Here is a 13618-nt window from a genome sequence, read left to right as displayed (position 1 = left end):
TCGGGTTCTTATGCTTTCGGATTTATCTAACAAGAAAAACTCAAGGCCAATCGGTATTGAGAGTGTCCCTCATTTGTTATTGATTGGCACTTCGTTATCAAATGGAAACGATATTGCGGAAATATTGTTAGCGCAAGGCTATAACATCTCCTGCGTTGACTCGATTAAAAAGTCAAAAGTAATTCTCGCGGATAATTCAGTTGACCTGATCCTGCTTGATATGGATGTCATGACCGAGGCAGGCCCGCAATTGGTGCATGACTTCAGTGGTATCGATTGCATGGTTCTGGTCAATGAACGTCAGGCCTATCTTGCTGCAGAAGCCATGCGGGCGGGGGCCATCGACTACATCATCAAGCCTTTCGGTGGTCGGCAGATGGTGGATGCGGTAAAGGGGGCGCTGCGTCTGCGCCAGTCCATTCCGAATCTCATCGCGGTCTCTGCCATGAGCCTGCAAGTGCTGCAACTGGCACGTCGTGCAGCCAAGACATCCGCCACCATCCTCATCGGTGGGGAGTCCGGTACAGGCAAGGAACGACTGGCCCGCTACATCCACGACATGTCCAGCCGAGCTGGCCGACCATTCGTTGCCATCAACTGTGCAGCCATTCCTGAATCCATGCTCGAGTCCATCCTGTTTGGCCACAACAAGGGGGCGTTCACCGGCGCAACGGGAGCCCAGGCCGGCAAATTCGAGCAGGCTCAGGGGGGGACTCTGCTGCTCGATGAGATCTCCGAATTGCCGTTACCGCTGCAGGCCAAACTGCTGCGGGTTTTGCAGGAACGGGAGGTCGAACGGCTTGGCAGTCACCAGACCATCGCTTTGGATGTACGGATCATTGCCGCCAGCAACAAGGATCTGCGTACTCTCGTTGTCGCTGGTCAGTTCCGGGAAGATCTGTTCTACCGTCTGGATGTGCTGCCCATGAACTGGCCCGCGCTGCGGGAGCGTCCCGACGACATTCTGCCGTTGGCGGAGTACTTCATTGAACTACATGCCTCTCAGCAGGGCTATCGCCTCAGTGAAAATGCCCGTAAGCAACTGCTGACATACGGTTGGCCCGGCAATGTCCGGGAGCTGGACAATGTCATACAACGTTCATTAATCATGGCTCGCGGATTGCATATTCAGGCCGTCGATTTGATGCTGCCCAGTTACACCATTGAATCCGACGATGTGTTGCCGGAAGTGCTTTCCGCCCCGGAAGGGCTGAGTGAGACCCGCCGCTACGCAGAATTTCAATTTGTACTAGAGACCTTGCGCCGCTTTCGCGGCCATCGGACCCGCACAGCTGAAGCCCTTGGGATGACGACCCGGGCACTGAGATACAAGCTGGCGGCCATGCGTGAGCAGGGCATAGACATTGAGCAGCAGCTTCAAAACTAAGGGATAAACCGAGTGAAGATTGAAATGATGTCATCACAGGTGACGCTCTTGCAGCAGATGCAGGAGATGCAGCGAGTCGCCAGCCAAACCCCTGTTATCGAATCGAATGATGTCTCGAACGTATCATTCGGTGATGCCATGCGCGACGTCGTTGGCCGGGTCAATGAGCAGCAAAATATCGCCTCACGGCTGATGACTGCCGTGGATGCGGGTCAAAGCGACGATCTGGTTGGTGCCATGGTCGCCAGCCAGAAAGCGGGACTCAGTTTTTCTGCCCTCATGCAGGTAAGGAACAAGCTGATGACCGGTTTCGACGACATTATGCGTATGCCACTCTGAGGTAAGTGATGACTGAACTGGTAACGTCCCCGCAAGGGACTGCGGATTCCTTCAGAACACGCGTCCAGGAGGGCTTGCGCAACTGGCGCAGTCTGTCCCGCGACAACAAATCCATCCTGACCATAGCGTTGCTTGCCGCCATCGTGGCGGGAACCATCGTGGTGATCCTGTGGACTTCCAGCAAGAACTACGTGCCCTTGTACGGCAAACAGGAGTTGTACGACACCGCCAACATCATGGAGATGTTGGAAAAAGAGCAGGTCCCATTCAGGCTGGAGAAGAGCTCCGGCCAGATCCTGGTGCCGGAAAATCAGCTGGCCCATGTGCGCATGGCGCTGGCGGCCAGAGGGGTGAGAGCCGCCATGCCCGCCGGTCTGGAAGGGCTGGACAATGTGACGGGCCTGGGGACCAGCGAGTTCATGGAGGGAGCCCGTTACCGGCATGCGCTGGAAGGGGAACTGGCGAGAACCATCATTTCACTGGATGCGGTGCGCAGTGCCCGGGTGCATCTGGCGATCCCCAAGCGGACGCTGTTCGTCGGACGAGATGAAGAGAAACCCAGTGCGTCCGTGATGCTGGACTTGCAGCCTGGCCAGGCCATGGAGCCGGGGCAGGTTGAAGCGATCGCCAACCTGGTTGCTGGCAGCATATCCGGTATGAAGCCGGGGGCAGTAACCATAGTGGATCAGGCGGGTCAGCTGCTCAGCGCCGAACTGGGAGACAAGGCCGGCTTTGGCAAGCAGAGCGTGCAGCAGATGGAGTATGTGCGCAAGCTTGAACAGTACATCCGTCAGCGCGCCAGCGACATGCTCTATCCTATGCTGGGCACGGGTAACTTCAGGGTACAGATTGCCGCCGACGTGAACTTCAATGCGGTAGAGGAGACCCAGCAACAGCTGGATCCACAGGGCGTGGTCACCAAGGAGTCCAGCAAGTCGGATAAAACCATCGATGCACTGGCATTGGGGATCCCCGGTGCCTTGTCCAATCGCCCGCCCGAAACGACCCCCAAGAGTGAGCAGCCGGCTCAGAATCAGGGGGCTGCAAGTGCAGAAGCCCAGAAGAACGATTCTCGCACCGAGCGCCAAGAGGTCAACAAGCAGTACGAGAACAGCCGCACCATAGTGCATACCCGCTATCAGCAGGGTCGTTTGGAGAAGATGAACGTCTCCATTTTGCTGAACCAGCAGAGTGCCCCCAAGGGCGGCTGGAATGAGCAGCAGCTGGAGCAGATCCGGCAGATGGTGGAACGTTCGGTGGGATTTGACGATACCCGTGGCGATCAGATCAGCCTGCAGGTATTCGATTTTACCGGTGCCGTGCCGATCGCCCCGCCCGAGTCGAGCTGGTGGGAAACCCCGTACTGGCAGGACTCTCTGCGTTATCTGGTGGGCGGCCTGCTTGGTCTGACGCTGGTGTTCTTCGGCATCAGACCGCTGGTCAAACATCTGGTGCGTACCCAGCAGTTGCCTGAGGAAACCGCGACCGAGGAACAGGATGATCAGCTGGAACCGACAGTGGGTCTTTCCATGCGCCGGGATGATGATGCCGCTCTGACTGCTCCCGCGATGGGCAATGGTTTGATCCGCTCTGACAACCAGATGGAACCGCAGTTCTCCTCGCTGGATCTGGAGGCTTTGCCAGAGCCGGGCTCCGAACTAGAAGTACAGCTCAAACACCTGCAACTGCTGGTGGAAAAAGACACGGCGCGAGTCGCGGAAGTGGTCAGATCATGGGTGAGTGGCAATGAACAACGTTAACCTGAACCAAAACGCCGTCGATATCGACATCGACAACCTGGAGAAGGCCGCGATTCTGCTGCTGAGTATGGGGACCGAGGCCGCCGCCAAGGTGATGCAAAAGTTGTCCCGTGATGAGGTGCAACGACTCATCTCCAAGATGGCTGGCCTGTCGGGGGTCAGTTCGATGGAGGCCAAGTGGACGCTGCAACAGTTCTTCAACCAGTACCGTGAGCAGAGTGGCATCGGTAGCGCCTCACGCGAGTATCTGGAACAGACGCTGGATCTGGCGCTGGGTCAGCGCCTCTCCCGCAGTCTGCTCGACAGCCTGTATGGCGATGTGATGAGCCAAGACATCCAGCGTTTGCAGTGGGTGCCCGCCGAGGTGCTTGCCCGTTTCTTCCGCAATGAACATCCTCAGATGCAGGCCGTGTTGCTGGCCTTCCTGCCCCCGCAGACGGCATCCGCCGTGCTGGATGCTCTGCCGGGGTCGGTGCACGACGATCTGCTGGTTCGTGTCGCCAGTCTCAACAGCGTCAGCGAACACGTGCTGGGAGAATTGCGTCTGACCCTGGACCGTTGTCTGGCTTATGTAGCCGATCAGTCGGGAGCCAAGGTCAATGGGGTGCGCCAGGTGGCGGATATTCTGAACCGCTATCAGGGCGACAAGGAGCAAATGCTCTCTCTGCTGCGCGAACACGATGGCGACATGGCGCTGGAAATCGAGAAAAACATGTTCGATTTCATGGCGTTGCGCCGTCAGACCGACGAAACACTGCAGCGTCTGGTGCAGGAGCTGCCAAGTGATCTGCTGGCGCTGGCACTGAAAAATACCGAGGCCAGCTTCCGCAAGGTGGTGCTAGGCGCCATGCCGAAGCGGATGGCGCAGGCGCTGGAAGCCCAAATCCAGGGACAGGGCAGCGTCTCCTTGCGCAAGGTCGAACAGGCCCGCGAAGAGGTGATGCAGCTGGTTCGCGAATTGGTGGAGCAGGGCGAAGTCGAATTCCAGCTATTCGAAGAACCCACCGTCAATTAACAGGAGGCGTCCATGAACCACAGTGTGCGCAAGTTGGCGGCGGGAGCCACCCGTCTCTACCGTTTCCCGTCGTTGGGACAGAGTGGAGAAGAGGCACAGAGCCAGCAGGAACAATTCGAATTCGGTTATCAGCAGGGGCTGGAACAAGGTCACGACGAAGGCTATCAGTCTGGGTACCAGCAGGGCCTGACCAGCGGTCTGGTGGAAGGGGAAGCCAAGGGGCTGCAACAAGGGCAAACCCGAGGGTTTGCACAGGGGCTGGCGGAAGGGCGAGCCTCTTTCGATCAGGCCATGGTGCCATTTGCCAAATTGCAGGCGCAGTGGGAGTCCCTGACCCGCAGTCGAATGCAGGAGCAGAAGGAACTGGTTGCTCAGCTGGTTACTCAGGTGGCGAAGCGGGTGATCCAGGCCGAGTTTACGCTCAATCCGCAACAGGTGATCAAGCAGGTAGAACAGGCATTGGCGAGCCTGCCTGCTACCTCGGAAGAGCTGGTGATCTATCTCAGCGAAGGGGATCGGCAGCGACTGGCAGAGCAGGGGGTGACCCGCTGCGAGGGGTGGCCATTGCAGGTTGATCCGGCACTGGGCATAGGCGATGCGCGCCTGGAGACCCGAGCGGCGGTCATAGAGGTCAACACGAGCGAACGTCTTGCTGCCTGTATGGAGCAGCTCAACAGCACACTGGAACTGCCCCAGGATGCATGAAGCCTTGCAACAGGCGCTCACATCGGCGCTGGACAGTTTTGACGATGTCCCCGGCTTTCGCCGCTATGGTCGGCTGGTGCGGGTGACGGGGTTGACGCTGGAGGTGGTGGGTTGCCAGCTGGTGATGGGTCAGCGTTGCCGGGTCGATACTGCGACAGGCACGCCATTGTTGGCTGAAGTGGTGGGCTTCAACCGTGATGTCTCCTATCTGATGCCGTTGCAACCGATGGGTGGTCTCTATGCCGGTGCCCGGGTGCTGCCCATCGACGGGGAAGAGACGATTCGGGTCGGTGAACACCTGCTGGGTCGAGTCGTAGATGGTCTGCTGCAGCCACTGGATGGCCGGCCGCTGCGCGATGAGGGGGAGCATGTGGCGCTGTTCTCTTCCCCTCCGAACCCCTTGCTGCGTACACCGGTTCGAGAGCCGCTGGATGTCGGTATCCGCGCCATCAATGGCCTGCTGACCGTCGGCAAGGGACAGCGGCTGGGCCTGTTTGCGGGCTCAGGGGTCGGCAAGAGTATGCTGCTCGGCATGATGACCCGCAATACCACCGCCCAGATAGTCGTCGTCGGCCTGATTGGTGAGCGGGGACGGGAAGTGCGCGAGTTCATCGAGCACAGCCTAGGGGCGGAGGGGCTGGCTCGCGCCGTGGTGATAGCGGCGCCAGCAGATCAGTCTCCGTTGATGCGGCTGCGGGCGGCTCAGCTGTGCCACCGTATCGCCGAGTACTTTCGTGAGCAGGGGCAGGATGTGTTGCTGTTGATGGACTCTCTGACCCGCTATGCCCAGGCCCAGCGTGAAATAGCCCTGGCAATAGGGGAACCGCCCGCGACTCGAGGTTATCCGCCCTCGGTATTCAGTATGCTGACCCAGCTGGTGGAGCGAGCCGGTAACGGGGCGCATCCAGACGGATCTCTGAGCGCCTTCTATACGGTGCTGGCGGAGGGGGATGACCAGCAGGATCCCGTAGTGGATTCGGCCCGCGCCATTCTGGATGGTCACATAGTGTTGACCCGCAGACTGGCGGAGGAAGGTCACTATCCTGCCATCGACATTGGTGCCTCGGTCAGCCGAGTGATGCCGCAAGTGGTGCCTGCCGAGTGGCTGCAACTGGCTGTCACGCTGCGGCAACTGTGGGGCCGTTATCAGCAGGTACGTGAGCTGCTGCCGCTAGGTGGTTATCAGCCTGGCGCCGATCCCCAGATGGATGAAGCCGTGCAGCGTTATCCAGCCATCGCCGCCTTCCTGCAGCAAGGTATCCACGAAGAGACCCCCCTCGCTCAGGTCACCGCCGGGCTCAGACAAGTGCTCGGAAGGCAATAAGGGGCGGCCGTGCTGAAGTCTTATCTTGGTTTGCAGCAGGATGCGCTGGAAAACATGGGCAAGGAGCGCCAACGACTGCGGGAAGAGGCCATGCGGGAAGAGCAGCGGGCATTGCGGTTGCAGGAGGTAATTGGCTCATTGCACAGCGGTTCAGCAACTTTTCATCCCCTGTTGTGGCAGAACAAGCATCAGATGGATGGTCAGCTGCGGCGACTGTTGGCCCATCAAATGCAGCAGTCTGCGCTGGCCAGACTCGATCTGGAGCGACACGAGGGAGAGGTGCTCAAACAGTTTGGTCGGGTCAAAGGGCTGGAGCTGTTGCTGGATAAACGTGAACAGGCACAGCAGCGGCAGCTGGAGTCGAGCGATCAACGCCAGCTGGATGAGCTGGCCAGTCTGCGGCATCGCATGATGAAAGGGGAGTAGGGATTAATCCGGCAAGCGTTCCTGCTGCCCATAAGCGGGTTCCTGACCCAGCAGCGTATTGATGGTTTCTATCTGGCCGGCCAGCAAGCGGCCGTTGAGCTCGTTCTGACGCAGACATTGCTGCAACAGCTGTTCCAGCTGCAGCCACTGTTTGGCAACCTTGTGCTGCAGGTTGGCGGGCAGTTTTTCGATGAGTGCCGCCATCCCTTTTTCATCAGGCTTCAGTCCCAGCGCCAGCAGATGCTGACAGCGTTGTTGCGCCTGTTGCTGCACCTGCATCATCAGTTGTGTTTGTTGCTGATTATGTTCAGTCAGTGCGTCGACGTCGTGAGCGGCCAGCAGACTGTGCTGACGCAGCAGCAGTTGTTGCAGGGCGACATAGCGGGTGCCGTCTTGCTGAATGCCCAGGATCAGCTCTTTGACCCTCTGCTTGGCGTCCATGCTCATCGACGATGCATGTCCAGAATGGCCTGACCCAGTGCATCCATGTCGAGTTCTAGCTTGCCCTCGCTGATGGCCTGTCGGATCCGGTTGACCTTGTCCATGTCCACGTCGGAAGTCGTAGCCAGTTCGGCCCTCGCCTGATTCACGAACTGGGCCGTGGTGCTGATCTGGGCATCAGCCTGGCTGGCGCGTGGCTGCGACGGCGTGGATGGCGCTTCCTGCTTGCGTTGCAACTGGGCCTGAACATAGAGCGGGTCGGTGCGTGTGATCTTCATAACGTCAATTCCTGATGGTCTATCTATGACAAGCGACCCAAGGTCGATGTAACTTAAATCAAACCCGTGCTTTGAATTAAAAACGGGTTTCAACTTCCCCCTTGTCGATCACCCAGGCCTGGATTTCCTTGCCCGAACTCAGATTTTTCACTCGGATTCCGTCGCCGATGGCCCCGTTGGCCAGTGCCCGTCCTCGCGTCGTAGCGGAAAATCCATCCTGGCCAGCCCGGATCAACACACCTTCACCTTCTCGTATGGCCCAGGCTTTCTGCAAATCCAATTCGCCGATCAGCTGACCCATTCGCAGGTTGCGGTTGCTTTTGCTGCCCACCAGAGACTCTGAGGTGGGCACAAAGCCACGTTGCAACCGGCTGACCTCAAGCGATTTTTCGATCAGATCGCCAGGTCGGATGACATGGTCTCTAGGCAGCTCCTGAGCCGTCACCCAGACCGGCAGCATCAGTGTCACCTCGACCCTGGCCCTGATCTGCCAGGCCGGGTCGACGCACTCTGCCAGATAGGGTCGCCGTCCCCAGGGCTGACGATACTGACCACCGGCCTGCAGGCGGATAGGCTGCGAGCAGTCCGGCAGATGGGTGACTGCCGGGGAGATCCAGACCTGATATTCCGCTTCGGGCGCTGGCCAGCCCTGCTGCTGCAGATAGGCATGCAGGGCCTGGCTGGCATCCTCCTGCAACAGTGCTTCGAGCTGCCGGGTCAGGGCGGTCGGCTCGGCCAGCAGTGGCCATGACAGCAGCCACAGAGCCAGCAGGTTGCTTCGCTTCCATACGGGAAACAGTGCTTCCCCTTTTATCCGTGTTATCAGCCACTGTTGACGCTGTAACCAGCGGAAATAAAGGTTCTTCATGGTTGGCATGAGTCTTGATAAAGAGTGCACCGGTCTGACTGATTCATAGAAGGATGAAGCATGAGTATCTCATTTGACAGCGCGTTGGGTGTACACCCTTATGCCCTCGATGTGCGGGCGGATCGGGCGCGTATCCTGGCAGGTAACCTGGCCAATGTAGATACCCCAGGTTATCTGGCCCGGGATGTCGATTATAAGACGATTCTGGGGCGTGTCGCGCAGCAAGTTGCAGCGGGAGACGAGAGTGCTGCCATTGCACATGGCAGCATGGCCAATGATATGCAGCATCCTCTCTATCGCATTCCCTATCAGGTATCGATGGATGGCAATACTGCCGAACTCAGCGTCGAGCAGAGCAAGTTTGCCAACAATGCCACTGATTTCCAGACCAGTCTCACCTTTCTGAATATGAAAATTACCGGGATCGCCAAGGCGATCGAGGGCCGCTGATCATGTCGTTCAATCGCATCTATGACATTGCAGGTAGTGCAATGCGAGCACAAACAGTTCGTCTGGACACGGTTGCCTCCAACCTGGCGAACGTGGATAGTGCCGCGGGCAGTGAAGAGGCGGCCTTCCGTGCCATCAAGCCGGTGTTCTCCACCCTTTATCAGCGGGTGCAGGATGCCGAGGCGCTGGGGTCAGCCCAAGTGCAGATAGCTGGCATAGTGCAATCCGATCGTCAGGTCGAGAAGCGTCTTGAGCCCACCAACCCCCTGGCGGATCAGGACGGCTTTGTCTACTACTCCAACGTCAACGCGGTGGAGGAGATGGCCGACATGATGAGTGCATCCCGTGGTTTTGAAACCTCCGTCGAGGTGATCAACCGTATCAACAGCATGCAGCAGGGTTTGTTGCGCCTGGGTCAGGGAGTGTAAGCCATGAGCCTGCCTCAGGTAAGCAGTCTGGATACGGCTCGCAGCACCAGCCAGCGCAACACGACACCGGACATTGCCCCCAATAACGCTGCTGCTGGCCAGAATGCCCAGAGCGGTATGCAGTTGCGTAACGAATTCCTGCAGATGATGGTTGCCCAGATCAAGAACCAGGACCCCACCAACCCCCTGGATGGTGCCCAGTATGTTACCCAGCTGGCACAGTTCAGTATGGTAGAAGGGGTGGAAAGCCTGAAGGTCTTGCAGCAGAAGTCCATCAACATGATGGATACCCAGCAGGTACTGCAGAGCACTGACCTGATCGACAAGGAAGTGATGGTTCCGAGCAAGACACTGACCAAGAGCGATGACAAAGCGATCCGGGGGCAGGTGGAGCTGGCCGGTGCCGCCGATCAGGTTGAACTGAAGGTGTATGACAAACATGGCACCCTGGTCGCGACCAAAAACTGGGGTGAGAGCAAAGCCGGGGGCCTTGATTATGAACTGCCACCTTTACCCGCCGGTGAATACAGCTTCGAGGTCAAAGCCTCGCTCCAGGGTGTGGCGACCACGACCAAGAACTATGTGGCCAGCACCGTAGAGCGGGTCACTCTGCCCGGTACGGGCGAAATCATGTTACAGGTGGCCGGAGTGGGCGATGTGCCTCTCTTCAGCGCCATCCAGTTCGGCAAATCGGCGTAATCAGATAGGAGCGAAACTGTGTCTTTCAGTATCGGATTGAGCGGCCTGCGCGCCGTAAACCAGGAATTGAGTGTAATCAGCAACAACGTGGCCAACGCCAGCACGGCCGGCTTCAAGTCCAGCCGTGCCGAGTTTGCCGCCATTTATGGCGGTGGTCAGGCTGGTGGTGTAGAGATGAACAACGTTTCCCAGAATTTCGACCGCAATGGTGACGTGACCCGTACAGGTCGTGGGCTGGATCTGGCGATCTCAGGCAGCGGCTTCTTTGTGCTCAAGGACAGCAGCGGCCAGACCTCCTATACCCGGGCAGGCATGTTCCAACGGGATCCCAACAATTACCTGACCACCGCCAGCGGTATCCGGCTGCAGGGCTATACCACCAATGATGCGGGCGAACTGCAGTCCGGCGTGGTGGGGGACATTCAGGTCAAGGCCGGCAGCCTGCCTGCCAAGCCTTCCGACAAGCTGGAATTCGTTGCCAACCTCAAGGCCGATGCTGGTGTGATCGACCAGACGGCCCATCCGTTCGATCCTGACAAGTCGGCCAGCTTCAGCTATTCCCAGTCCAGCAAGGTGTATGACTCGCTGGGGGTTGAGCACACCGTCACCCAGTATTTCGTCAAGACGGCTGACAACACCTGGCAGGTCAATTATGCCTTCAATGGCACCAAGACAGGCACACCGGTGACGCTGGAGTTCAACACCAACGGTACCCTGAAGTCTCCGACGACCTCCCCGGTCCTGGACCTGACTCCGCCCGGCGCTGAAAAGATCTCCCTGCAGGTCGATATTGCCCGTGTCAGCCAGTACGCCTCTGATTTCAACGCCACGCGCAACCAGTCAAATGGTTATGCGGCCGGCGATCTGACCGGGGTGCGGGTGGATGCCGATGGTGGTGTCTATGCCACCTTTACCAACGGTCAGAGCCTGTTGCAGGGCCAGGTGGTGATGGCGAACTTCACCAACCCCAACGGCCTGCTGCAAACCAACAACACCACCTGGCAGCAATCGTTCAGCTCTGGCCAGCCGGTATTGGGTGCCCCTGGCACAGGGACCATGGGGTCATTGACCGCAGGGGCCTATGAGGGCTCCAACGTGGATCTGACCGGGGAGCTGGTGAGCCTGATGACTTCCCAGCGTAACTATCAGGCCAACGCCAAGACCATCAGCTCCGCTGACAAGATGACCCAGGTTCTCTTCAACTCCTTCTAAGGCTTGATGCGTGGAAAAGCTTATCTATACCGCCATGTCTGGGGCGCAGCATACCCTGATGGCCCAGCAAATCCGGGCAAACAACCTGGCCAACGTCAACACGGCCGGCTTTCGGGCCGATTTCGAGCGTGTATCTGCTTATGCCTTGGCCGGTGATGGCTACCCAAGCCGGGTAATGGCCCGCGAGGAGCTGGCTGGTACCGACTTCAAGGCGGGAGCCCTTATGCAGACGGGCCGCAAGCTGGATGTGGCGATCCGCGGTGAAGGCTTTATCACGGTCCAGACCGCCGATGGCAAAGAGGCCTATACCCGAGCTGGCAATCTGGAGAGCGATGCCGATGGTTTGCTCACGCTCAATGGTCGTCCGGTACTGGGGGAAGGCGGGGAAATGGTACTTCCTGCCTATCGGGATCTGAGTTTTGGCAAGGACGGTTCGCTCAGTATCACACCGCCCGGCGGCGGTGCCCGGCTGGATGTAGGGCGTCTTAAGCTGGTGAACCCGGACCCAGCCGAACTGGTCAAGGGGTCGGATGGTCTCTTCCGGTTACGCCAGGGTGGGGATGCCGAGGCCAGCGAGCAGGTGGTACTGGCGTCCGGCTTTCTGGAAGGGGCGAACGTGAATGCAGTCGACGAGCTGATCAGCAGCATGTCGCTGACCCGCAACTTCGAGCTGCAGGTCAAATTGATGAAAACGGCGGACGATCAGGCCCGGCAAGGTGCCCGGCTGATTTCTGGCCAGGGTTGATGAATGGCGGGCTTGCGGCCCGCCAGGGCCAATTCGCATTGCGGGGGCGTTGACGCCCCCATGAATCAGGTGGAGAGACGAAGATGCACGCGGCACTTTGGGTAAGTAAAACAGGTCTGTCGGCGCAAGATGCCAAGATGGCCAGCATTTCCAACAACTTGGCTAACGTCAACACGGTCGGGTTCAAGCGCGATCGAGTTGCTTTTGAAGATCTGTTCTATCAGGTGCAACGCCAGCCCGGGGCCCAGCAGGATCAACAGAACCTGTCTCCCATCGGCATCCAGATGGGTAACGGTGTTCGTGTGGTCGGTACCCAGAAAGTGTTCACTCCCGGTCAGTTCCAGAACACCAACCAGGAACTGGACATGGCAGTTGTGGGGGCCGGTTTCTTCGGGGTGGAACGCCCTGACGGCGAGACCGCCTATACCCGCAATGGTCAGTGGCATCGCAACGCCGAAGGCCTGCTGGTCAATTCCGATGGTTTGCCCATGCTGCCGCAGATCCAGATCCCGGACAATGCGACCAAGGTGTCCATCGGCACCGACGGAACCGTGAGTGCGACCCTGCCGGGCCAACAGGAAAATGTGGAGCTGGGCCGCATCACCCTGACCAACTTTGCCAACCCTGCCGGCCTGGAAGCGCTCGGTGGCAACCTCTATCGGGCAACCGGTGCTTCCGGTGAAGCGATTGAGGGAGTACCCGGTGAAGAGGCGATGGGGGCCATCAAGCAGTTCACCCTGGAGAGCTCCAACGTCAACGTGGTGGAAGAGATGGTCGACATGATCACCACTCAGCGGGCTTATGAGATGAATGCCAAGGTCGTCTCGTCGGCTGACCAGATGCTCAAGTTCGTCACTCAAGCGCTGTGATGATGAAGACGATGTGGCGTTATCTGTGGGTGGTTCTGCTGTTGGGCGGCTGCGCGACCTATGAGCTCAAGGCCCCCGAACCGGGTGAGGAAAAGTGGGCGCCTTCACGCCCCAAGTTGCCCGTCTCGGCCAAGGGAGAAGACGGCAGCCTTTATCGCGGCGACTACATGATGACCCTGTTTCAGGATCGCAGAGCTTACCGTATCGGCGACATCCTCACCGTTGTGTTGGAAGAGCGTACCCAGTCGAGCAAAAAAGCCAACACCAGCATGAGCAAGAACAGCAGCATGAACGTGCCGGCCCCGAGTATCGGCGGCAAGGTGCGCTCTGACTGGGGGGCTTCTCTCAGCGCAGATCGGGACTTTGATGGCGGGGCGACGTCCAGCCAGCAGAATACCCTGGCCGGCTCGATCACGGTGACGGTGGCCGAGGTAATGCCGAATGGGGTGCTGGGGATCCGCGGCGAGAAGTGGATCCGCCTCAACCAGGGCGATGAGTACATCCGGTTGGGCGGCATGGTGCGGGTTGAGGATATCGATCAGAGCAACCGAATCTCGTCCCAGCGCATCGCCGATGCCCGCATTACCTACGCCGGGCGTGGTGCTCTGGCTGACAGCAACCAGATGGGATGGCTGAGCCGTTTCTTCAGTTCCGCCTTCGCTCCCTTTTGAG

The 13618-nt window shown here is 58.7% G+C and carries 17 protein-coding genes; 14 read left to right on the top strand and 3 right to left on the bottom strand.

Annotated features, from left to right (window positions below; all coding sequences use genetic code 11):
- The first annotated feature begins 10 nt into the window (after nt 1-10).
- From lafK to lfiJ, 7 genes are read left to right on the top strand one after another with little or no spacing between them, the layout of a single operon-like run.
- Nucleotides 11-1387 (top strand): lateral flagellar response regulator transcription factor LafK, encoded by a 1377-nt coding sequence (gene lafK / locus AB5Y98_RS21800; RefSeq protein ID WP_368232930.1) that lies wholly within the window; start codon nt 11-13, stop codon nt 1385-1387.
- 12 nt (nt 1388-1399) lie between these two features.
- Nucleotides 1400-1726, top strand: coding sequence for a lateral flagellar hook-basal body complex protein LfiE (lfiE, locus tag AB5Y98_RS21795; protein ID WP_017409393.1), 327 nt, complete (start codon nt 1400-1402; stop codon nt 1724-1726).
- A 17-nt stretch (nt 1727-1743) separates the two neighbouring features.
- The gene (gene fliFL / locus AB5Y98_RS21790) at nt 1744-3486 is read left to right on the top strand and encodes a lateral flagellar M-ring protein FliFL (protein ID WP_368232963.1); all 1743 of its coding nucleotides are present in this window, start codon (nt 1744-1746) and stop codon (nt 3484-3486) included.
- Nucleotides 3473-4501, top strand: coding sequence for a lateral flagellar motor switch protein FliGL (gene fliGL, locus AB5Y98_RS21785; protein WP_005305826.1), 1029 nt, complete (start codon nt 3473-3475; stop codon nt 4499-4501). Before fliFL ends, fliGL begins: the two co-directional genes overlap by 14 nt.
- Before the next feature lie 12 nt (nt 4502-4513).
- Nucleotides 4514-5206 (top strand): lateral flagellar assembly protein FliH, encoded by a 693-nt coding sequence (gene lfiH, locus AB5Y98_RS21780; RefSeq protein WP_005305823.1) that lies wholly within the window; start codon nt 4514-4516, stop codon nt 5204-5206.
- Nucleotides 5199-6530, top strand: coding sequence for a lateral flagellar FliI-like assembly ATPase LfiI (gene lfiI, locus AB5Y98_RS21775; RefSeq protein WP_368232928.1), 1332 nt, complete (start codon nt 5199-5201; stop codon nt 6528-6530). Before lfiH ends, lfiI begins: the two co-directional genes overlap by 8 nt.
- A 9-nt stretch (nt 6531-6539) precedes the next feature.
- Nucleotides 6540-6956 (top strand): lateral flagellar protein LfiJ, encoded by a 417-nt coding sequence (gene lfiJ, locus AB5Y98_RS21770; RefSeq protein WP_368232926.1) that lies wholly within the window; start codon nt 6540-6542, stop codon nt 6954-6956.
- Nucleotides 6957-6959: 3 nt separating this feature from the next.
- On the opposite strand, the gene lfgN is transcribed toward lfiJ, so the two are convergent.
- The 3 genes from lfgN to lfgA all read right to left on the bottom strand — a co-directional run bounded on the left by lfgN (nt 6960) and on the right by lfgA (nt 8552).
- Nucleotides 6960-7403, bottom strand: a complete 444-nt coding sequence (lfgN, locus tag AB5Y98_RS21765) for a lateral flagellar protein LfgN (RefSeq protein WP_368232924.1) — start codon at nt 7401-7403, stop codon at nt 6960-6962.
- Nucleotides 7400-7675 carry a flagellar biosynthesis anti-sigma factor FlgM gene (gene flgM / locus AB5Y98_RS21760; protein ID WP_017782423.1) on the bottom strand — a complete coding sequence of 92 codons (276 nt, stop codon included), beginning with the start codon at nt 7673-7675 and terminating at the stop codon, nt 7400-7402. Before flgM ends, lfgN begins: the two co-directional genes overlap by 4 nt.
- Nucleotides 7676-7751: 76 nt before the next feature.
- Nucleotides 7752-8552 carry a lateral flagellar basal body P-ring formation protein LfgA gene (lfgA, locus tag AB5Y98_RS21755; RefSeq protein WP_368232922.1) on the bottom strand — a complete coding sequence of 267 codons (801 nt, stop codon included), beginning with the start codon at nt 8550-8552 and terminating at the stop codon, nt 7752-7754.
- Nucleotides 8553-8603: 51 nt separating this feature from the next.
- Between lfgA and lfgB the strand changes: the two genes are divergently transcribed.
- From lfgB to flgH, 7 genes are all read left to right on the top strand, one after another.
- Nucleotides 8604-8993, top strand: coding sequence for a lateral flagellar basal body rod protein LfgB (gene lfgB / locus AB5Y98_RS21750; protein WP_268009762.1), 390 nt, complete (start codon nt 8604-8606; stop codon nt 8991-8993).
- Between the two features lie 2 nt (nt 8994-8995).
- Nucleotides 8996-9421 carry a lateral flagellar basal body rod protein FlgCL gene (flgCL, locus tag AB5Y98_RS21745; protein ID WP_017788251.1) on the top strand — a complete coding sequence of 142 codons (426 nt, stop codon included), beginning with the start codon at nt 8996-8998 and terminating at the stop codon, nt 9419-9421.
- Nucleotides 9422-9424: 3 nt separating this feature from the next.
- Nucleotides 9425-10120, top strand: a complete 696-nt coding sequence (locus tag AB5Y98_RS21740) for a flagellar hook assembly protein FlgD (protein ID WP_099359791.1) — start codon at nt 9425-9427, stop codon at nt 10118-10120.
- Between the two features lie 18 nt (nt 10121-10138).
- Nucleotides 10139-11332 (top strand): lateral flagellar hook protein FlgEL, encoded by a 1194-nt coding sequence (gene flgEL, locus AB5Y98_RS21735; RefSeq protein WP_368232919.1) that lies wholly within the window; start codon nt 10139-10141, stop codon nt 11330-11332.
- Nucleotides 11333-11342: 10 nt separating this feature from the next.
- Nucleotides 11343-12077, top strand: a complete 735-nt coding sequence (lfgF, locus tag AB5Y98_RS21730; RefSeq protein WP_005305793.1) for a lateral flagellar basal-body rod protein LfgF — start codon at nt 11343-11345, stop codon at nt 12075-12077.
- Nucleotides 12078-12160: 83 nt separating this feature from the next.
- Nucleotides 12161-12946 carry a lateral flagellar basal-body rod protein LfgG gene (gene lfgG, locus AB5Y98_RS21725; protein ID WP_005305789.1) on the top strand — a complete coding sequence of 262 codons (786 nt, stop codon included), beginning with the start codon at nt 12161-12163 and terminating at the stop codon, nt 12944-12946.
- Nucleotides 12946-13617 (top strand): flagellar basal body L-ring protein FlgH, encoded by a 672-nt coding sequence (gene flgH / locus AB5Y98_RS21720; protein WP_279971796.1) that lies wholly within the window; start codon nt 12946-12948, stop codon nt 13615-13617. Before lfgG ends, flgH begins: the two co-directional genes overlap by 1 nt.
- Nucleotide 13618 lies beyond the last annotated feature (1 nt).

Origin of the sequence: Aeromonas sp. s3 (genome assembly GCF_040907805.1) — a bacterium.
GTDB lineage: Bacteria > Pseudomonadota > Gammaproteobacteria > Enterobacterales > Aeromonadaceae > Aeromonas > Aeromonas dhakensis.
This window is presented reverse-complemented; position numbering and strand designations above follow the sequence as displayed.